General features: G+C 71.6%; 21 protein-coding genes. 12 read left to right on the top strand and 9 right to left on the bottom strand.

What is annotated here, in order from left to right; translation table 11 throughout:
• Nucleotides 1-56: 56 nt before the first annotated feature.
• Nucleotides 57-983, bottom strand: a complete 927-nt coding sequence (locus tag OHO83_RS18385) for a heavy metal transporter (protein WP_266673830.1) — start codon at nucleotides 981-983, stop codon at nucleotides 57-59.
• A gap of 62 nt (nucleotides 984-1045) precedes the next feature.
• Here OHO83_RS18385 and dapE point away from each other — a divergent pair, with 62 nt between their 5' ends.
• Nucleotides 1046-2125 (top strand): succinyl-diaminopimelate desuccinylase, encoded by a 1080-nt coding sequence (gene dapE / locus OHO83_RS18380; RefSeq protein ID WP_266673832.1) that lies wholly within the window; start codon nucleotides 1046-1048, stop codon nucleotides 2123-2125.
• A gap of 73 nt (nucleotides 2126-2198) precedes the next feature.
• The gene (locus OHO83_RS18375) at nucleotides 2199-2948 is read left to right on the top strand and encodes a TIGR00730 family Rossman fold protein (RefSeq protein ID WP_266560504.1); all 750 of its coding nucleotides are present in this window, start codon (nucleotides 2199-2201) and stop codon (nucleotides 2946-2948) included.
• An 18-nt stretch (nucleotides 2949-2966) separates the two neighbouring features.
• On the opposite strand, the gene folP is transcribed toward OHO83_RS18375, so the two are convergent.
• Nucleotides 2967-3827, bottom strand: a complete 861-nt coding sequence (folP, locus tag OHO83_RS18370; protein WP_100596624.1) for a dihydropteroate synthase — start codon at nucleotides 3825-3827, stop codon at nucleotides 2967-2969.
• Between the two features lie 150 nt (nucleotides 3828-3977).
• Here folP and OHO83_RS18365 point away from each other — a divergent pair, with 150 nt between their 5' ends.
• Together OHO83_RS18365 and OHO83_RS18360 are read left to right on the top strand one after the other, a co-directional pair.
• The gene (locus OHO83_RS18365) at nucleotides 3978-4337 is read left to right on the top strand and encodes a DivIVA domain-containing protein (RefSeq protein ID WP_266673834.1); all 360 of its coding nucleotides are present in this window, start codon (nucleotides 3978-3980) and stop codon (nucleotides 4335-4337) included.
• Nucleotides 4338-4345: 8 nt separating this feature from the next.
• Nucleotides 4346-4927 carry a DNA-3-methyladenine glycosylase I gene (locus OHO83_RS18360; protein ID WP_323187004.1) on the top strand — a complete coding sequence of 194 codons (582 nt, stop codon included), beginning with the start codon at nucleotides 4346-4348 and terminating at the stop codon, nucleotides 4925-4927.
• Between the two features lie 38 nt (nucleotides 4928-4965).
• Here OHO83_RS18360 and OHO83_RS18355 read toward each other — a convergent pair whose 3' ends face one another.
• Entirely contained in the window at nucleotides 4966-5769 is an 804-nt protein-coding gene (locus OHO83_RS18355) for an enoyl-CoA hydratase/isomerase family protein (protein ID WP_266673835.1), read from the bottom strand.
• 312 nt (nucleotides 5770-6081) lie between these two features.
• Between OHO83_RS18355 and OHO83_RS18350 the strand changes: the two genes are divergently transcribed.
• Nucleotides 6082-6249 (top strand): DUF3117 domain-containing protein, encoded by a 168-nt coding sequence (locus tag OHO83_RS18350; RefSeq protein WP_003966491.1) that lies wholly within the window; start codon nucleotides 6082-6084, stop codon nucleotides 6247-6249.
• 118 nt (nucleotides 6250-6367) lie between these two features.
• Here OHO83_RS18350 and OHO83_RS18345 read toward each other — a convergent pair whose 3' ends face one another.
• Nucleotides 6368-7066: an O-methyltransferase gene (locus OHO83_RS18345; protein WP_116510313.1), complete on the bottom strand. Its 699-nt coding sequence runs from the start codon at nucleotides 7064-7066 to the stop codon at nucleotides 6368-6370.
• Between the two features lie 156 nt (nucleotides 7067-7222).
• Between OHO83_RS18345 and sigE the strand changes: the two genes are divergently transcribed.
• The 5 genes from sigE (at nucleotide 7223) to OHO83_RS18320 (ending at nucleotide 12638) form a co-directional block, all read left to right on the top strand.
• Nucleotides 7223-7996 carry an RNA polymerase sigma factor SigE gene (gene sigE / locus OHO83_RS18340; RefSeq protein WP_266676613.1) on the top strand — a complete coding sequence of 258 codons (774 nt, stop codon included), beginning with the start codon at nucleotides 7223-7225 and terminating at the stop codon, nucleotides 7994-7996.
• A complete protein-coding gene (locus OHO83_RS18335; RefSeq protein ID WP_266673836.1) occupies nucleotides 7993-8976 on the top strand; it encodes a zf-HC2 domain-containing protein in 984 nt (327 codons plus the stop codon). Before sigE ends, OHO83_RS18335 begins: the two co-directional genes overlap by 4 nt.
• Before the next feature lie 169 nt (nucleotides 8977-9145).
• Nucleotides 9146-11116 (top strand): S1C family serine protease, encoded by a 1971-nt coding sequence (locus OHO83_RS18330; protein ID WP_330279634.1) that lies wholly within the window; start codon nucleotides 9146-9148, stop codon nucleotides 11114-11116.
• Between the two features lie 237 nt (nucleotides 11117-11353).
• Complete coding sequence (locus OHO83_RS18325) at nucleotides 11354-11806, top strand: sec-independent translocase (RefSeq protein WP_266673842.1); 453 nt, start codon at nucleotides 11354-11356, stop codon at nucleotides 11804-11806.
• A 172-nt stretch (nucleotides 11807-11978) separates the two neighbouring features.
• Nucleotides 11979-12638: a hypothetical protein gene (locus OHO83_RS18320; RefSeq protein ID WP_266673844.1), complete on the top strand. Its 660-nt coding sequence runs from the start codon at nucleotides 11979-11981 to the stop codon at nucleotides 12636-12638.
• A 67-nt stretch (nucleotides 12639-12705) separates the two neighbouring features.
• On the opposite strand, the gene OHO83_RS18315 is transcribed toward OHO83_RS18320, so the two are convergent.
• Genes OHO83_RS18315 through OHO83_RS18305 form a run of 3 tightly spaced genes read right to left on the bottom strand, consistent with a single transcriptional unit; the run spans nucleotide 12706 to nucleotide 15731 of the window.
• Complete coding sequence (locus OHO83_RS18315) at nucleotides 12706-13839, bottom strand: Mrp/NBP35 family ATP-binding protein (protein WP_266673846.1); 1134 nt, start codon at nucleotides 13837-13839, stop codon at nucleotides 12706-12708.
• 43 nt (nucleotides 13840-13882) lie between these two features.
• Nucleotides 13883-14458 (bottom strand): DUF1003 domain-containing protein, encoded by a 576-nt coding sequence (locus OHO83_RS18310; RefSeq protein WP_266673848.1) that lies wholly within the window; start codon nucleotides 14456-14458, stop codon nucleotides 13883-13885.
• Nucleotides 14445-15731: a magnesium transporter MgtE N-terminal domain-containing protein gene (locus tag OHO83_RS18305; RefSeq protein ID WP_266673850.1), complete on the bottom strand. Its 1287-nt coding sequence runs from the start codon at nucleotides 15729-15731 to the stop codon at nucleotides 14445-14447. The genes OHO83_RS18310 and OHO83_RS18305 overlap by 14 nt, the downstream gene beginning before the upstream one ends.
• Before the next feature lie 177 nt (nucleotides 15732-15908).
• Here OHO83_RS18305 and OHO83_RS18300 point away from each other — a divergent pair, with 177 nt between their 5' ends.
• Nucleotides 15909-16661 carry a hypothetical protein gene (locus OHO83_RS18300; RefSeq protein ID WP_405635392.1) on the top strand — a complete coding sequence of 251 codons (753 nt, stop codon included), beginning with the start codon at nucleotides 15909-15911 and terminating at the stop codon, nucleotides 16659-16661.
• A gap of 21 nt (nucleotides 16662-16682) precedes the next feature.
• Here the strand turns inward: OHO83_RS18300 and OHO83_RS18295 are convergent, their stop codons facing one another.
• Nucleotides 16683-17237 (bottom strand): hypothetical protein, encoded by a 555-nt coding sequence (locus OHO83_RS18295; protein WP_266673852.1) that lies wholly within the window; start codon nucleotides 17235-17237, stop codon nucleotides 16683-16685.
• Nucleotides 17238-17269: 32 nt separating this feature from the next.
• Complete coding sequence (locus OHO83_RS18290; protein ID WP_116510290.1) at nucleotides 17270-18385, bottom strand: magnesium and cobalt transport protein CorA; 1116 nt, start codon at nucleotides 18383-18385, stop codon at nucleotides 17270-17272.
• A 461-nt stretch (nucleotides 18386-18846) separates the two neighbouring features.
• Here OHO83_RS18290 and OHO83_RS18285 point away from each other — a divergent pair, with 461 nt between their 5' ends.
• Complete coding sequence (locus tag OHO83_RS18285; protein WP_266673854.1) at nucleotides 18847-19443, top strand: suppressor of fused domain protein; 597 nt, start codon at nucleotides 18847-18849, stop codon at nucleotides 19441-19443.
• Nucleotides 19444-19445: the final 2 nt, after the last annotated feature.

Here is a 19445-nt window from a genome sequence, read left to right as displayed (position 1 = left end):
CGTGCGGGACGTCGCCCCCGGATGACGTACATCGCCCGATCGAGCTATCAACCGCACTACTGCGCGGTGACGATCCGGACCTCTCGGAGGCCCTTGCCGGCCCCCGCCGCGGCCTGCGCCGCCGCCCCGCTCCACGTGCCGCCGGCGTCGCCCGCGGTCCAGTCGCGGCCCGCGTAGGACACCCGCTCGATGTGCAGGGCCGACGAGTTGGCCACCGCCCAGTGCGCCAGCTCCCAGCCGCGCTGCTGCTCCCCGCCCTCGGCCGAGTCCATCGTGGCGGGCACCGGTACGGTCACGTCGTGCCTGCCCGCGCCGGCCGCCGACGACAGCTCGCGCCCGAAGTCACGCACCAGCGCCGCCCGCACCTTCGCCGGATCGCCCGGCTTCCTGATCTCCGTGCCGCTCGGCCGGCCCTCGCAGGTCAGCGACGCACCCGCCCGGCCGGTCAGCGCCGCGGCGAGCAGCGTGGCGTCCGGCTCGTGCTTCGCGTACGCCTGCGGATAGCCGCTGCGCTGGACCCGTTGCGCGGCGACGGTCAGGGGCAGCCGCGAATAGCCCGGGATCTTGTCCAGATGCTCGTAGAACCGCCCCGCCGCGTACACCGGGTCCATGATCTGTGCCTGCGTGCCCCAGCCCTCCGACGGGCGCTGCTGGAACAGGCCCAGCGAGTCGCGGTCGCCGTGATGGATGTTCCGCAGGCCCGACTCCTGGAGCGCGGTCGCGAGGGCGATCGTGACGGCGCGCTCGGGCATGCCGCGCGAGGTGCCGACGGCCGAGATCGTCGCCGCGTTCACCGCCTGCTCGGAGGTGAACTCGTAGGACGCGCCGTCGCCGTTCCCCGACACGACCGTGCAGCGCGGGGCCGGTCTGCCGCCCGAGACGTACTGGACCACCAGATACGCGGCGACAGCGAGCAGCACCACGACGGCCGCTCCGATACGGAGGAGACGGCCGCGCCGGACGAGGGTGGGGGGCTCAGGCACGCGTCAAAGGTACTGGAGGCCACCGACAGGGCCCGCGGCCGCCGGGCATTAGGGTCGACGCCATGGACCTCACCGCCCTTGACCTCACGCGGGACGCCGCGCTGCTCACCGCCCAGCTGGTCGACTTCGCGTCGCCGAGCGGGCAGGAGAAGCCCCTCGCCGACGCCATCGAGACGGCCCTGCGCGCCCTGCCGCACCTCACGGTCGACCGGTACGGCAACAACATCGTCGCGCGGACGAACCTGGGGCGCGCCGAGCGCGTCATTCTCGCCGGGCACATCGACACGGTCCCGATCGCCGACAACGTCCCCTCGCGCCTCGACGAGGACGGCGTCCTGTGGGGCTGCGGCACCAGCGACATGAAGTCGGGCGTCGCGGTCCAGCTGCGCATCGCGCAGACCGTCACCGAGCCCAACCGCGACCTCACGTTCGTCTTCTACGACAACGAAGAGGTCGCCGCCCACCTCAACGGTCTGGGACATGTGGCCGAGGCCCACCCCGACTGGCTGGAGGGCGACTTCGCGATCCTCCTGGAGGGCACCGACGGCGAGGTCGAGGGCGGCTGCCAGGGCACCCTGCGCGTCATCCTGACGACCAAGGGCGAGCGGGCGCACTCCGCGCGCGCGTGGATGGGCTCCAACGCCGTCCACAAGGCCGCCCCCATCCTCGAACGCCTCGCCGCGTACGAGCCCCGCAAGCCCGTCGTCGACGGACTCCGGTTCCACGAGGGCCTCAACGCCGTGCGCATCGAGGGCGGCGTCGCCACCAACGTCATCCCCGACGCCTGCTCCGTCACCGTCAACTTCCGCTACGCGCCCGACCGCAGCCCCGAGGAGGCCGAGGCCTTCGTCCGGGACTTCTTCGCCGGCTGCGACATCGACGACTACGTGGTCGACGACCACACCGGCGGCGCGCGCCCCGGCCTCGACCACCCGGCCGCCGCCGCCTTCATGGCGGCCGTCGGCGGCAAGGCCCGCCCCAAGTTCGGCTGGACGGACGTCTCCCGGTTCAGCGCGCTCGGCGTCCCCGCCGTGAACTACGGCCCCGGCGACCCGATCTTCGCCCACAAGAGGGACGAGCACGTGGACACCCGCAAGATCCTCGCCGCCGAGGAACGCCTGCGCTCCTGGCTCACGGCCTGACACTCCGAGGTCCCCCGCGCGTAACCCGCGTAGACCTACCCTTGCTGCACGTACGCAGTGGAGGGAGCAGCGAATGAGCAACCCCGAGGGCAGGAAGCGTCCCAAGGAGCAGCGGCTCGGCCCGGTGATCCGTCGCCGCGACCAGGTCCAGCCGGGCACCACCGACCAGCGCCTCCTCGACTCCGAAGGTCCCTCCGAGTGGGTGCACACCGACCCCTGGCGGGTCCTGCGCATCCAGTCGGAGTTCATCGAGGGTTTCGGCACGCTCGCCGAACTCCCGCCCGCCATCAGCGTGTTCGGCTCGGCCCGTACGCAGACGGACTCGCCGGAGTACGCGGCCGGAGTCGCCATCGGCAAGGCGCTCGTCGAGGCCGGGTTCGCGGTCATCACGGGCGGCGGCCCCGGCGCGATGCAGGCCGCGAACCAGGGCGCCGTCGAGGCCAAGGGCATCTCCGTGGGCCTCGGCATCGAGCTGCCCTTCGAACAGGGCCTCAACCAGTACGTCGACCTCGGCCTGAACTTCCGCTACTTCTTCGTCCGCAAGACGATGTTCGTGAAGTACGCACAGGGCTTCGTGGTCCTGCCGGGCGGCCTCGGCACCCTGGACGAGCTGTTCGAGGCACTCACTCTCGTCCAGACCACGAAGGTCACGCGCTTCCCGATCGTCCTCTTCGGAACGCAGTACTGGAGCGGCCTGGTCGACTGGCTGAAGAACACCGTCATCGCCCAGGGCAAGGCCTCCGAGGCCGACCTGCTCCTGTTCCACGTCACGGACGACGTGGAAGAGGCGATCTCCCTCGTGACCAAGGAAGTCGGCAAGTAAGGCCCTGAGGACAGGCGCCTACGCGAGCCCTCGGCGGGCGACCGCCGGGGGCCGGTGGCCGGCGATGGTGGCCACCATGTCGAGCACCTGCCTGGTCTCGGCCACCTCGTGGACCCGGTACACCTGAGCGCCCAGCCACGCCGACACCGCCGTCGTCGCCAGGGTCCCGATCACGCGCTCCTTGACCGGCCTGTCGAGCGTCTCGCCGACGAAGTCCTTGTTCGACAGGGACACCAGGACCGGCCAGCCCGTCTCCACCATCTCGCCCAGCCTGCGCGTCGCCTCCAGGCTGTGCCGGGTGTTCTTGCCGAAGTCGTGCCCCGGGTCGATGAGCACCGACTCGCGCGGCACCCCCAGCGCCACGGCCCGCTCGGCGAGCCCCACCGTCACGTCGAGGATGTCCGCCATCACGTCGTCGTAGGCGACCCGGTGCGGGCGCGTACGCGGCTCGGCGCCGCCCGCGTGCGTGCAGACCAGGCCCTTCCCGTAACGTGCCGCGACCTCCGCCAGCTTGGGGTCGACGCCGCCCCATGCGTCGTTCAGGACATCGGCGCCGGCCTCGCAGACCGCCTCGCCCACGTCGTGCCGCCAGGTGTCGACGCTGATGACGACGTCCGGGAAGCGGCGGCGCACCTCGGCCACGAAGCCGACCGTGCGGCGCGCCTCCTCCTGCGCGCTCACCTCGTCGCCGGGGCCCGCCTTGACCCCGCCGATGTCGATGATCGCGGCGCCCTCCGCCACGGCCTGTTCGACCCGGGTGAGCGCGGGCTCGTCGTGGAACGTCGAGCCCTGGTCGTAGAACGAGTCAGGGGTCCGGTTGACGATCGCCATGATCACCGGCTCGTGTGCGCCGAACTCGCGCGGGCCAAGCCTGAGCATCCCCTGTGACTCTCCTTGTGGCAGCTGTGAAACCTGTCGACCGGTCGCCTGCGACCTTAACTGTCACACCCTCATGGCACGATCGGACCCTGACAGTTTCCGGACCGGGATCGGGACCGGATCCGGGCTCCGAGCCAGGGGACAGCGAAGATGGTCATGTTCTTGTTTCTGGTCGTCGCGCTCGTCGTGGTCGTCGGCGCGGTGACGCTCGCCGTGCTCGGCGGCGGCGAGAGCGGGGCGCTCCCGGAGGCGCCGCCCGAGCAGTTCGCCGACCCGCTGCCCTACGACCGGCCGGTCGGCCGCGCCGACGTGGAGGCCCTGCGCCTGCCCGTCGCGCTGCGTGGCTACCGCATGGCGGAGGTGGACGACGCCCTCGGACGGCTCGGCGCCGAGCTCGCCGAGCGGGACCAGCGCATCGCCGACCTGGAGACCGCCCTGTCGGGGGCGCGGGCCCAGCTGCGACCCCAGGGACCCGGTTTCGGCCGATACCCCGGAGAGGACCACCAGTGAGCGACGAGATCGCAGGCGGCGCCGTACCGGGCCCGGACGGGGCGCTGCGCTGCCCGTGGGGCCTGTCCACCGAGGACTACGTGACGTATCACGACGAGGAGTGGGGCCGCCCCGTCCACGGCGACGACGCGCTGTTCGAGCGGGTCTCCCTGGAGGCGTTCCAGTCCGGCCTGTCCTGGATCACGATCCTGCGTCGCCGCGAGGGCTTCCGCGCCGCGTTCGCCGGGTTCAAGATCTCCGACGTGGCCGCGTTCACGGACACCGACCGCGAGCGGCTCCTCGCCGACGAGGGCATCATCCGCAACCGCGCCAAGATCGACGCGACGCTGGCCAACGCGCGCGTGCTCGCCGACTGGCCCGAGGGCGAGCTGGACACCCTGATCTGGTCGCACGCCCCTGACCCGGCCGCCCGCCCGGCGCCGCGCGTCATCGGCGACGTCCCCGCGATCACGGACGAGTCGACGGCTCTGTCCAAGGCGCTCAAGAAGCGCGGCCTGCGCTTCGTCGGCCCGACGACGGCGTACGCGCTCATGCAGGCCTGCGGCCTGGTCAACGACCACCTGGTGGACTGCGTGGCCCGCAAGCGCTGAGGGCGGGCCTCAGGCACGCTGCGGGCCGCGCACGCGTCCTACCGGCCCAGGTACTTGGGCTTCTCCTTGGCGATGAACGCCTGGACCGCGATGGCGTGGTCCTCCGACGCGCCCGCCCTCGACTGGAGTTCGTCCTCCTTGTCGAGGGACTCGTCCAGGGTGTGACCCGCCGCGAAGGCGAGGGACTCCTTCAGCGCCGCGTACGCCAGCGTCGGACCCTCGGCCAGCGAAAGCGCCAGCTTCCGTGCCTCCTCGGCCAGTTCGGCGGCGGGCACGACCCGGTTCGCGATCCCGAGTTCGTACGCCTCCTGCGCCTTCACCGTGCGCGGGAACAGCAGCAGGTCGGCGGCGCGCCCGGGGCCCACGACGCGCGGCAGTGTCCAGGAGACACCCGAGTCCGCGGTCAGGGCGACGCCCGCGAAGGACGTGTTGAAGGCCGCCGTGTCCGAGACGATCCGGTAGTCGGCGGCGAGCGCGAAGCCGAAACCGGCCCCGGCGGCCACACCGTTGACCGCGGCCACGACGGGCTTGGGCATCTGCGTCAGGGCCCGCAGGATCGGGTTGTAGTGCTCGCGCACGGTGTTCATGGTGCTGCCCGTGCCCGCCTCGCGGTCGGCCATCAGGGAGCCCACGTGCTCCTTCAGGTCCTGGCCCACACAGAACGCCCGGTCACCGGCGGCGGTGAGCAGCACGGCCCGTACCGCACCGTCCGCCGCGGCCGCCTGCGCCGCGTCCCGGAAGGCGACCTTGGACTCGGTGTTCATCGCGTTCATCGCCTCGGGGCGATTGAGCGTGATGGTCGCGAGCCCGTCGCTCACCTCGTAGAGAACGCTGTCGGCCATGGATTCCCTCCAACTGATGCGGCTCGGTCGTCGTCAGTGCTCAGCATGACGGAGATCACGGTCCTCGACGGGGCCCGCGCATGTGACCTGCGTCAAAGAAATTTGTCCCGAGGGAGTCGTGAAGGAGGCGCAGTATCGCAGCCACATCGCCGAATTGAGTGGTTTTGCACAAGCGCGTTGTGCAAGCGATGCGGACCGAAGTTGGTCATCGGGTCCCGCGATGCGGGATAATGGCCAAGAAGCAATGTGTTCGATGCCGGTGACACCTGGGTTGTCGGCTGCGATGAGCTGGTTTCAGGAAGGGGAACGAGCATGGCGGCCATGAAGCCGCGGACGGGCGACGGCCCGCTCGAGGTGACCAAGGAGGGGCGGGGCATCGTCATGCGCGTTCCGCTCGAAGGCGGCGGTCGGCTTGTCGTCGAGCTGACTCCGGACGAGGCCGATGCACTCGGCGATGCCCTCAAGAAGGTCGTCGGCTGACGCGGAAGCGACCATACCTGTCGACTGCCCCGGTACCGCCAGCGGTACCGGGGCAGTCGTATATCCGCAGGTCAGATAGCGTTCGGAAGCATTTTTCCAAGGGGCTCGGTACGCGGCGTCAGCGCTTGACGGCGCAGAGCAGCCCGTCGCCGACCGGGAGCAGCGAGGGCACCAGATCCTGCGCCTCGCGCACCGCCCGCAGCAGCTCCCGCATCCGCAGGACCTCTACCGGCTGGGGGCCCGAATCGACCGTCCGGCCGTCGGCGAAGACGCCCTCGAAACAGACGAGCCCGCCAGGTCGCAACAGGCGCAACGATTCAGCGAGGTAGTCGAGGCACTCGGTGCGGTCGCCGTCGCAGAAGACGAGGTCGTACCCGCTGTCAGCGAGCCGGGGCAGCACGTCGAGGGCACGTCCGGGGATGAAACGCGCCCGATTGCTCGCGAATCCTGCGGCGCGGAACGCCTGCCGGGCGAACTGCTGCCGCTCCGGCTCCGGATCCACCGTGGTCAGGACGCCGTCGGGCCGCATGCCGTGCAGCAGGTGGATTCCGGACACCCCGGTTCCCGTGCCGATCTCGGCCACCGCCTTGGCGCCCACGGTGGCAGCGAGCATCCGCAGCGCGGCGCCCGCGCCGGGTGACACCGGGCGGGTGCCGGCCTCACGGGCCCGGTCCCGGGCCCAGCGCAGCGCGTCGTCCTCGGCGACAAAGGCGTCGGCGAACGCCCAGCTCGTCTGCCGGTTGCCGGTAATGGCCCTCTCCTGTCCCCGTGGTTGCCTGCGCGTGACTGTATCCGTTGGTGGCGGGAACTCGCAGATGGGACCGGGCGTTTAAGGGGGCAGGGGAAAACGGAGTGGGGAAGAGCGCGGGGGTGGCCGGTGGACCGACAGAGCAATCAGCGCAGGCGAGGCGCCCGGCGCCCTCAGGCAAATCTCAGTAAAAACACTTATCCGGAGCTAACGGGCGAGGTGGCTATGGTAGGGGCTCCACTGGACACCACCAGAGCCGATAGGGGAGGTGCGGCTGCGCCTGTGGATCGGGGAGGAGTGCTGCGGCGCTTTCTCAGGTCGGCGGGTGAGCCGAAATCCGTGACCAACACTGCTGACCGTTCCAACGCCGCCCGCTCCGCGCAGACCGCGACCTTCGCCGCTGATGCGGAATCGCAGGCGTGGACTCCCCCGACCTGGGAGGAGATCGTCAGCACGCACAGCGGCCGGGTCTACCGCCTCGCCTACCGCCTGACGGGTAACCAGCACGACGCCGAGGACCTCACACAGGAAGTCTTCGTCCGCGTCTTCCGCTCGCTGTCGACGTACACGCCCGGCACCTTCGAGGGCTGGCTGCACCGCATCACCACGAACCTCTTCCTCGACATGGTGCGCCGCAAGCAGCGCATCCGCTTCGACGCCCTCGGCGACGACGCGGCCGAGCGCCTGCCGAGCCGCGAGCCGTCGCCGCAGCAGGTCTTCCACGACACGCATTTCGACGCGGACGTCCAGCAGGCGCTGGACACCCTCGCGCCCGAGTTCCGCGCGGCCGTCGTCCTGTGCGACATCGAGGGCCTCTCGTACGAGGAGATCGCCGCGACCCTGGGCGTCAAGCTCGGCACGGTCCGCAGCCGGATCCACCGCGGTCGCTCACAGCTGCGCAAGGCCCTGCAGCACCGGTCGCCGGAGGCCCGCGCCGAGCGTCGCTCGCTCGCGACCACGGGCGTTCCCGCGCTTGGAGGAGGGGGCGCGACCGCGTGAGTGGATCACGTCCGGACCCCGCCGAGCGGCTGCTCTCCGAGCATCATCTGGGAGACCGGCTCGCCGCCCTCGTCGACGGCGAGCTGGGACATGACGCCCGCGAGCGGGGACTCGCCCATCTGGCCACCTGTCCGAAGTGCAAGGCCGAGGCCGACGCGCAGCGGCGGCTGAAGAGTGTCTTCGCCGAGGCGGCACCGCCGCCCCCCAGCGAGAGTTTCCTGGCACGCCTCCAGGGGCTCCCCGGAGGAGGTGACGACTCACACGGCGGCGGCACCCCGTTCGGCGGGGGAGGACTCGGCGGCAGAGGCTTCGGGAACGGAGTCTTCGGAGTAGACCCCGAACCCTTCGGCTACGCCCCGGCCGGCCGCCACAACGCACTGCTCGCCAGTGCCCCGGCCGCGGAGCGCGGCTTCCGCATCCATGAGGTCGGCCGCGGTGACAGCGACCGCGCGGCCTCGCGCGGGCGCCGTTTCGCGTTCGCCGCCGCCGGTGCGGTGTCGTTGGCCGCGATCGCGCTCGGCGGCGTCTCCACCGGCGTTCCCGCCGACTCGGGCGGTGACGTCCGGGGCGGCGGTTCGGGCAGCAACGCGACACCGCTGCGCACCCAGAGCGCCGGCGTGGCCGCAGCGGCCGAGTCGCAGCGCCGCCGGAACCTGTCACCGATGCTCGGACAGCGGGCGGGCGGCGCGCTGAACGCGCCGGTCGCCGCCACCGAGTCGGGCGCCCCCCTGCTGTCCGGCATGGCCACGCAGCCGGGTGCGCAGAGCGCCGTCTACCCGCTCGCGGCCCCGCTCCTCAGCGGGCCGCGGACGCTGTCTCCACTGATACGTCCCGTCGCATCCGTCCCCGCCGTGCCCCGGTCCGGCGTCGGCACCGCTTTCGAAAGCCCTGGGCCGGGCCCGGAGTCCAGCCCTGGGTCAAGTCTCGCGGCGGCCCCCGCGGCGTCGTCCTCCGGCACGCCCACGGCCTCCGCCCGCTGACCCTGCCCTCTGCGCGCCGGTCCGCGAACCTGGTTGAATCCATGGTGAGCGGCCGCGCCCGCCGGGCGATCCCGGGGTGCGGCGCGGAGGGGCGGTCCGACTGGGGCGATCGCCGTGTGGCTGCCCGCGGGTCGTTGCCGCGGGCCAGGTGTGGGGAGAGCGGCGGAACATGGACGAGGGGAAGCCCACGAAGGCGAAGTGGTGGAGCCGCCCCCGGCCGACCGGGGGCGCTCCGCGCGACGACGGGGACTTCGAGCTGGCCGAGCCGGCGCCCGCGCCCGTGGTGCCGGCCTCAGGAGACGTGCCCGACGCCGCAGAGCTCCTCGCCGGGAACGGTGAGGGCGCGGCTGACGGGGCGTCGGTTGCGGGCACGGGCGCCGATGAGCGTTCCCGTGACAGCTCCGCCGTTGCCGATGTGGTGACGACTGAACCTCCCGGTGGTCCCGCGCAGGCGGCCGGTGCCGTGGCGGGCGGAGCTGAACCGGAGCAGGTGGCTGGTGCCGTGGTGGGCGGGGCCGCATCTGCGCAGGATGCCGGTGCCCTTGTCGCCGAGGGATCCGCTGGGGCACCCGGTGAAGTCGTGACGGTTGATCAGGGATCCGTGCAGCAGACGCGGCCGCGCCCTCTGCATGCGCCGGACCCCTACGGCACGCCGCCTTACGGTGAGCCCGGGCCCTGGGCGCCCGCGCCGCCGGTCCAGCATCCGGCCGCCGCCACGCCCGCGCAGGGCACGGCCATGCCGTCCCCGGCCCACGGCACGGCCATGCCGCCGGAGCACGGCACCCCGCCGCCGTACGCCGGCGGACCGATGACCCACGCCGCCCCGTACGCCCCGCACCCGGCGGATCAGGCACCGGTGCCCGTCGAACAGCAGGCCCACCACGCGGCCCCGCCGCTCGCGGGCGGCTCGGCGGGGCCCGGGACGGCACCGGGCGGACCCGGCTTCAACCCGCCCCCGCCCGGAGGGCCCTGGCAGCGGTACGACCCCTGGAACGCGCCCGCGCCCGCGGGCGAGCAGCGGCGCGGGACCAAGAGGGGGCGGCGCCTGCTCGTTGCCTGGACCGCCGTGGTCGCGCTCGTCGCGGGCGGGATCGGCGGCCTCGTCGGCACGTATCTGGAGCGCGACGGCTCGTCCGCCGACGTGGAACTGCCGCAGGCCGGCGCCGAGTCCGTGAAGCGCGACCCCGGCAGCATCGCCGGTATCGCGGCCCGGGCCCTGCCCGGCGTCGTCACGATCCACGTCAGCGGTTCCGACGCCCAGGACACCGGCACCGGCTTCGTCCTCGACTCCCAGGGCCACATCCTCACCAACAACCACGTGGTCGAACCGGCCGGCAGCAGCGGCGACATATCGGTCACCTTCAGCGGAGGTGAGACCGCCAAGGCCGAGGTGATCGGCCGCGACTCCGGCTACGACCTCGCCGTCGTCAAGGTCACCGGCGTACGCGGGCTCAAGCCCCTCGCCCTCGGCAACTCGGAGAACGTCCAAGTCGGAGACCCCGTCGTGGCCATAGGCGCGCCCTTCGACCTGGCCAACACGGTGACCTCCGGGATCATCAGCGCCAAGGAGCGGCCCATCACGGCCGGCGGCGAGAAGGGCGACGGCAGCGACGTCAGCTACGTCGACGCGCTCCAGACCGACGCGCCCATCAACCCGGGCAACTCGGGCGGCCCGCTGGTCGATGCGCAGGGCCGCGTCATCGGGATCAACAGCGCCATCCGGTCTGCCGACAGCGGCTCGGGCCTGGAGGGCGGCCAGGCAGGCTCGATCGGCCTCGGTTTCGCCATCCCCATCAACCAGGGCAAGCGCGTCGCCGAGGAGCTGATCAACACGGGCCGCGCTACCCACCCTGTGATCGGCGTCACGCTCGACATGGACTACGCGGGTGATGGAGCCCGTGTCGCGACGAAGGGCAACAACGGCGGTTCGCCGGTGAATCCGGGCGGTCCCGGTGCCAAGGCCGGGATCGAGGGCGGCGACGTCGTCACCGCGGTGGACGGGGCGCGTGTCCACTCCGCCGAGGAACTCATCGTCAAGATCCGGTCCCACCGGCCCGAGGACCACCTGGCCCTGACCGTGGAACGGGACGGCAAGGAGCGCGAGGTCACCCTCGTCCTGGGCTCGGCGGACGGCAGCTGACCGTGCGACCGGCGGTGCGCGACAGCGTCCCGCCGCGGTCCCGCCCCGCCCCGAGGGGGCCGGGGCGGGACCTTGGTGGGACGACCGGCGGCAAGCGCTTGTGCGACGGCTGAGCCCAGACGTAGCCCAGTGGCTACCGGACGGACAGCAACGCCGGGTACCGTGGACCCGGTCCGGAACCCGGAAGACCTGCCACGGAGACCAGCTGCGGGCCTGAGGACACGCTAGGAGCGCAAGGTGTTCAACGACATAGGCCCACTCGAGCTGCTGACGCTCGTCGTCCTCGCGGTGCTCGTCTTCGGCCCGGACAAGCTGCCGAAGGTCATCCAGGACGTGACGCGCACGATCCGTAAGATCCGCGAGTTCTCGGACAGCGCCAAGCGGGACATCCGCGAGGAACTGGGCCCGGAGTTCAAGGACTTCGATTTCGAGGACCTCAACCCGAAGACGTTCATCCGCAAGCAGCTGGACAACGACGAACTCGGGCTCAAGGAGATCCGCAACGGCTTCGACCTGAAGAAGGAGATGGCCGAGGTCACGGAGGCGGTGCAGAGCGCGGACGAGGCACCGTCCGGCTCCGGGGCCGTCGCCGCGTCGTCCGGTTCGGCTCCCGCCAAGATCGACATGCAGAAGAAGCCGGAGAAGCCGGCGGCGGACGACCACCCGCCGTACGACGCCGACGCGACCTGAGGCGTTCCGGCTCGCTGCACCGCGCCCCGGCGACCCGCCCCGCGCACCTGCCGTAACCCGGGGTCGTGTACCCGGGTGTGGCATCCTGCCTTGTTGTTGCGCGGATCGGTGGCGAGACGCCCGAGGGGGGTGGGCCGCCGCGGTCCGACTGAGCGAGGAGGCGGCCGGGTACATGGAGACGACGAGTCGGGTAGGCGCGCAGGCGCCCGCGGCGGAAGGGACCCCCGAGGTCCTGACGGCCCGGCGCACGGTCGACGGCTACCTGCTGGCGCCCTTCCCCTGGTACGGCCTCGACGAGGCATACACGGGGCCGCGGCGGCTGATGCAGGTCGGCACCTCGGCGGAGGGCGCCGTGGAGCACGGTTCCATCGGGCACGGCGACGAGCCCACCTTGCGGAGCGAGGGCACGGAGGACAAGGAGCGGTTCGCGGTCGTCGTGACCGTGGCGGCCAGCCCCGTCCGGCGCAGCGCCGACGGCACGGGTGTCCTGGAGGCGACCTCGGTCTCCTCGGCGGCCTGGCTCGCCGGGGTCGGCCTGCTCAACGTCACGTGGCCGGGGCAGATGGACCACACCCTGCGCGACGACTGGCTGGACCAGCAGACCGAGACGGCGTGGGTCCTCGCGGACGATCTCGAGGGCGCGGACTGGACGATGCTGTCCCTGCCGGTGGACGGCGTCCCGACGCCGTTCCACTACCGGGAGTCGGAGTTCGGCTGGGTCCTCGCCGGGTCGACGCAGGAGGGCGTGCACCTGGGGGCGTACGGGCGCGGCATGAGTGCGTACGGTCTGGGCTTCTCGATGATCAAGGACATCGGCGCCTACGAGGCGTAGAGGGTTCCGGATACGCCGATGGGGCACGGTCGCGATGACCGTGCCCCATCGGCGTGATCCCTGAGGGTCAGAACTTGTTGCGCGGGGTGATTCCCAGCGACATGCCCGACAGGCCGCGCTGGCGGCCGCCCAGCTTGCCGGCGATGGCGCGCAGGGCCGAGCCCGCGGGGGAGTCGGGGTCGGAGAGGACCACCGGCTTGCCCTCGTCGCCGCCCTCGCGCAGCCGGACGTCGATCGGGATGGAGCCGAGCACCGGCACGTTCGCCCCGGTCGTCCTCGTGAGGCCCTCGGCGACGCGCTCGCCGCCGCCCGTGCCGAACACGTCGACCATCTCGTCGCAGTGCGGGCAGGGCAGGCCCGCCATGTTCTCGACGACGCCGACGATCTTCTGGTGGGTCTGGACGGCGATGGAGCCGGCGCGCTCGGCGACCTCGGCCGCCGCCTGCTGAGGCGTCGTGACGACGAGGATCTCCGCGTTCGGGACGAGCTGAGCGACGGAGATCGCGATGTCGCCCGTGCCCGGCGGCAGGTCGAGGAGCAGGACGTCCAGGTCGCCCCAGAAGACGTCGGCGAGGAACTGCTGGAGCGCGCGGTGCAGCATCGGGCCGCGCCACACGACCGGCGCGTTGCCCGGGGTGAACATGCCGATCGAGATGACCTTCACGCCGTTCGCGGACGGCGGCATGATCATGTTCTCGACCTGGGTGGGACGTCCCTCGGCGCCCAGCATGCGCGGCACGCTGTGGCCGTAGATGTCGGCGTCCACGACGCCGACCTTCAGGCCGTCGGCGGCCATCGCGGCCGCGAGGTTCACCGTCACCGAGGACTTGCCGACGCCGCCCTTGCCGGACGCCACCGCGTACACCCGGGTCAGTGAGCCGGGCTTGGCGAAGGGCACCTCACGCTCGGCCGTGCCGCCGCGCAGCGCCGCGGCGAGCTCCTTGCGCTGCTCGTCGCCCATCACGTCCAGCGTGACGTCGACGCGCGTGACGCCCTCGACGGCAGCGACCGCGTCGGTCACGTTCTTCGTGATGGTCTCGCGCATGGGGCAGCCGGAGACGGTGAGGTACACGGTGACCGCGACCGTGCCATCCGCGCCGATCTCCACCGATTTGACCATCCCCAGCTCGGTGATGGGTCGCTGGATCTCGGGGTCGTTCACCGTCGCCAGTGCTTCGCGCACCGCGTCTTCCGTAGCCATACGCCGATAGTACGGCGCGGTAACCCTTGTCCGGAAAGCCCTGTCAGCGGTCGTCTACGTCACGTCTGTGACCTGCGTCGGACGCGGAGCGGGCCGGGAAGGTGACCCGCTGGTCCTCCAGCTCCTTGAGCAGGTCCTGGAGCTCGGAGCGGATCCAGTCGCGGGTGGCGACCTCTCCGAGGCCCATCCGCAGGGCGGCGACCTCGCGGCTGAGGTACTCGGTGTCGGCGATGGAGCGCTCGTTCTGCTTGCGGTCCTGTTCGAGGTTGACCTTGTCCCGGTCGTCCTGCCGGTTCTGCGCGAGCAGGATGAGCGGAGCGGCGTACGAGGCCTGGAGCGAGAGCATCAGGGTCAGGAAGATGAACGGGTATTGGTCGAAGCGCAGGCTGCTCGGCGCGGAGACGTTCCACACCACCCACGCGATGATGATCACCGTCATCCAGACGATGAACCGGCCCGTCCCCAGGAAGCGGGCGATCCGTTCCGAGAGCCGCCCGAAGGCCTCCGGGTCGTAGTCGGGCAGCAGCTTGCGGCGCGGGGGGCGCGGCACGTCGAGCCGGAAGCGCGGCGCCCGCGCGCCCTCGGGGCGGCCGTCCCGCTCGCGCTCAGCGGGCGCCATGGTCCACCTCCGCGTCGGCCAGGTGGAACTCCTGCTCGCGCCAGTCCTCCGGCAGCATGTGGTCGAGGACGTCGTCCACGGTGACCGCGCCGAGCAGCGAACCGCTCTCGTCGACGACGGGCGCCGCCACCATGTCGTACGTCGCGAAGAACCCGGCGACGACCGGGAGCGCGGCGGACGGCGCGAGGGTCTGGAGGTCCTCGTCGAGCATCGAGGACACCAGCGTGTACGGGGGGTCGCGCAGCAGCCGCTGGAAGTGCACCGTGCCGAGGTACTTGCCGGTGGGCGTCTCGTCGGGCGGCCGGCACACGTACACCTGCGCGGCCAGCGCGGGGGAGAGGTCGGGGTTGCGGACCCGGGCCAGCGCGTCGGCGACGGTCGCGTCGGGCCGCAGCACGATCGGTTCGGTCGTCATCAGACCGCCCGCGGTGTTGTCCTCGTACGCCATCAGCCGCCGCACGTCGGCCGCGTCCGAGGGCTGCATCAGCGCGAGCAGCCGCTCCTTGTCGTCCTCGGGCAGCTCGCCGAGCAGGTCGGCGGCGTCGTCCGGGTCCATCTCCTCCAGGACGTCGGCGGCGCGCTCCTCCTTCAGCTTGCCGAGGATCTCGATCTGGTCGTCCTCGGGCAGCTCCTCGAGGACGTCCGCGAGGCGCTCGTTCGTGAGGGCCGACGCGACCTCGGCCCGGCGCTTGGGGGAGAGGTGGTGCAGGACGTTGGCGAGGTCGGCCGGGCGCAGCTGCTCGAACGTGGCGAGGAGGTTCTCGGCGCCCTGCCCGTGCTCCTCCAGCGAGAACCCGTCGACGGCCGACCAGTCGACGGTGAGCGTCTCCCCCTTGGCGCGGCGGAACGCGCCGGCGCTCTTGCCCTTGCGTACGAAGACCCGGTCGATCTCCCAGTCCCTGCGGGCCGGCAGCTGCTGCACGGAGACGTCCAGGACCGTCACCTCCTCACCGGACCCGACGAGCCGCACCCGCCGGTCGAGCATCTCGCCGAGGACGAGCCGCTCGGTGGGCCGCTGCTCGAAGCGCCGCACGTTCAGTACGCCGGTGGTGATGACCTGGCCGGACTCGATGCCGGTCACGCGGGTCATCGGCAGGAAGATGCGGCGCCGGGTGGAGAGCTCCACGACGAGCCCGAGCAGCCGGGGCGGGCGGCGGCCGACGCGCAGCATGGCGACGAGATCGCGGACGCGCCCCACCATGTCGCCGTTGGGGTCGAAGACGGCGATGCCGGAGAGATGCGAGACGAAGATCCGGGGGGCGCCTGCCGCCATGCGCCGCGCCTCCTTTACATCCTCATGTGTCCTGAAGGTGTGCTTCAGGCTAGCCCGTCCCGGTCCCGTGCGCCTTTGCGCTGCGTCCGGACGGACTGGCTCCGTTCACCGCAGGTGACACGGGTACGCTGCCGTTCTGCCGCCGAGCAAGACGTCGTACGAGAGGTAGCGCGAGCCGTGACCGTACTTCCCCTGGCCCGCCGTTCCCCTGGGATCTTTCTGGTGGGAGTGATGTGCCTCGGGCTCGCGGCATGCGGCGGCGAGGATCCGGACGCGGGCACGAACGGCGTCGCCAAACTGACCGCCCCGAAGATCCAGGGCCGCACCGTCAAGGCCGCCCAGGGAGCCGGGGCCGTCCACCTGTCCGGCACGGTCGTCAGCAGCGGGCACACGTACAAGATCGACATGCGGCTCAAGGACGAGGGCGGCACGGGATCCGTCACGACGGGCGGCCGGACCTTCCAGTTGCTGCGGGTCAAGGAACATCTGTTCCTGAAGGCCGACGCGGACTTCTGGACGCACCAGGACAGCAAGGGCTCGGGCGGCACCGCGCACGGGGGCACGGCCGCCGCGGCGGACAAGCTCGACGGCAAGTACGTCAAGGTCCCGCAGGGCGACCCGGCCTACAAACGTCTGAGCGGCTTCACCGTCAAGGGCGCGCTCCTGGACGGACTGCTCACCCTGCACGGCAAGGTGGAGAAGGGTGACCGGGGTTCGGCGGGCGGCGTACGCACGGTCGAACTCACCGGCGACAAGGGCGCCGGCGGCACCCTCGACGTCTCCCTCGAGGGAACCCCGTACCCGCTGCGCCTGGAGCGCGCGGGCGGCGCCGGCACACTCCAACTCACCGACTGGGGCAAGGACTTCACGCTCCGCGAGCCGGGCAAGGGCGACACGGTGGACTACGGGGCCCAGCTCCCGGCGTCCTGAGTCACCGAGGGCCGGCTCGCCCTACTTCCCGCGCCGCTTGCGGCGGAGCAGGAGGTGGGGGAGCGCCGCGGGGGCCTCGCGACGGGTGGTCGCGGTCGTGGCGAGGGGCGCCGCGGCAAGCGCCTCGGACGACGGCGCGACCGTGGTCCCCGTCGGCTCCAGGCGGAGCACCCGGCACTCGTGTGCCCAGCGCTCCGGCATCGCCTCGCCGTCCGGCGCGTTCAGGCGCTTGCCCTTCAGCTCGGCGACGGCCGCCTCCCACCCCTCGGAGTGCGGGGCGAGCTCGACGACCCTGGCCGTCCAGCCCACGAGGCGCCCGCCCTTGTCCTTGCTGCGCACGGTGACGGTCGCCGCCCCGCCGTCGGTGAGGCCGGGCAGCGGCTGCTCACCGGGCCCGTCGCCGACCAGGTTCGCCGCGCCCTCGTGCCACACGTGCCACAGGGCGCGCTCGGGGCCCGAGGCGCCCCGTACCCAGATGAGGCCGGACTTCTTGGTGGCCTCCTCGACGAGGGCTCGGTCCATCAACGCGGAGCCCGTCGAGGGGTGGTCGGGAGAGGGGCTGGCCTGATCCGTCATGGGCGCCAGCCTAGAGCCTGTCCTTCGGCCGTTCAGAGCCACCCGTTCCGCTTCAGGATGCGGTGGATCGCGAAACAGGCGCCCACCGTGACGCCGAGGACGAGCGGGTAGCCGAACCGCCAGTGGAGCTCCGGCATGTGCTCGAAGTTCATGCCGTACACGCCACAGACCATCGTCGGTACGGCGATGATCGCCGCCCAGGACGTGATCTTGCGCATGTCCTCGTTCTGCGCGACGGACGCCTGCGCGAGGTTGGCCTGGAGGATGGAGTTGAGCAGTTCGTCGAAGCCGACGACCTGCTCCTGCACGCGCGCGAGGTGGTCGGCGACGTCACGGAAGTACTTCTGGATGTCCGGGTCGACGAGCCGCATCGGCCGCTCGCTCAGCAGCTGCATGGGCCGCTGGAGCGGAGCCACCGCCCGCTTGAACTCGAGGACCTCACGCTTGAGCTGGTAGATCCGCCCGGCGTCCGTGCCCCGCGGAGCGCCCTTGCCCGTCTGCGAGAAGACGTCCGTCTCGACCTCGTCGATGTCGTCCTGCATCGCGTCGGCGACGGCGAGATATCCGTCGACGACGTGGTCCGCGATGGCGTGCAGAACGGCGGACGGGCCCTTGGCGAGCAGCTCGGGGTCGTCCTGGAGCCGGTGCCGCAGCGCCCGCAGCGAGCCCTGGCCGCCGTGCCGGACGGTGATGAAGAAGTCCCGGCCGGTGAAGCACATCACCTCGCCGGTTTCCACGACCTCGCTCGTCGCGGTGAGTTCGGCGTGCTCCACGTAGTGGATGGTCTTGAAGACGGTGAACAGGGTGTCGTCGTAGCGCTCCAGCTTGGGGCGCTGGTGGGCGTGCACGGCGTCCTCGACGGCGAGGGGGTGGAGCCCGAACTCGGCGGCGATACCCGCGAATTCGGACTCGGTCGGCTCGTGCAGACCGATCCAGGCGAAGCCGCCGTCGCGGCGCGCCTTGAGGATCGCGCCGCCGGGCGTCAGGCAGTCGCTGTCGTGGACGCGGGCGCCGTCGCGGTAGACGGCGCAGTCGACGACGGCGGTGGACGTCGACGGGTCGCGGGTCGTGTCGTACGGGGCTGACGTGCTGCCGGTCTCGCGCGGCGCGGGGCGGACGGCGGCACGCAGGTCACGGATCATCGACATGGGCAGGCTCCTTCGCGGGAGGGAGCCGCCGGTGGCCATACGGGTCGGCGCTAACCGGAATGAGGACGTCCTGACTGCGGATCCTGTGTGCACGTCCACAAAGCGGGGAGCACCGCACCGGCGCGGTGGCGGCTTCGCTACTGATTCAGATCAGGCGGAAACGAAGTGCTCTTCCGTGGTGCGCAGACAGACTCGAGCGTGCGCGGAAAGCCGGAAAAATACGGCTCAGTGGCCGGAAGAGCGGGTGGTACTGCACGGTCGACTTCGGTCCATTGCAGCCCCACCTCCTCCAGCCGGTCCCCCGTGAGGGACGACGTCTCATCCCTCGCAGGGGACGCATGTAGGTCACGGGCTCGAAAGCAACGCTTGGCGTGCTGCCCCGACCAGCGGCCAAGACTATCAGCCGACTGAAGAAGCGAGCCCACCCTTTACCCATTGGATGCGAGTTCTATGCTCGCGGCATGGGAGATGTTCTTGCTCTGGTCGAGGCCCGGCTGCGTACGGCCCTCGGTGAACCGGACGCGCGCGCCGCGGTCACGTTCCTCGGCACCGACCGCATCGAGGTACTGCGCTTCACTGACGTGGCGGACACCGGCCTCGTGCGCTACGCCACGCTCGGTATGTCGGCCGCCCCCATGGCCGACCCGACGTCCGCGCTCGCCGACCCGCTCAAGGGCCCGCGCGCGGAACTCGTGCTGTCGGTGCGTCCCGGTCGCGCCGACACCGACAAGGTGCTGCGCCCGCTCGCCGTGCTCGCCGCGTCACCGCAGGTCGAGGGGGTCGTTGTGGCCGCGGGCGCCTCGCTCGACGTGGGTGAACCCCTGTGGCCCGGCGCCCCGTTCACGTCGGTGCTCGTCGCGGAGTCCGGGGGCCTCGTGGAGGATCTGGAACTGGACGATCCGCTGGATCCCGTACGGTTCCTGCCGCTGCTGCCGATGACGCAGAACGAAGCGGCGTGGAAGCGGGTGCACGGCGCGGCCGCCCTGCAGGAGAAGTGGCTGGACAGCGGAACGGACCTGCGCGATCCGCTGCGCAGGTCCGTGTCCCTGGATCCGTAGGG

This window comes from Streptomyces sp. NBC_00569, assembly GCF_036345255.1.
Classification (GTDB): domain Bacteria; phylum Actinomycetota; class Actinomycetes; order Streptomycetales; family Streptomycetaceae; genus Streptomyces.
The sequence above is the reverse complement of the archived record's forward strand: the minus strand, read 5'-3'. Positions and strand labels throughout refer to the sequence as shown.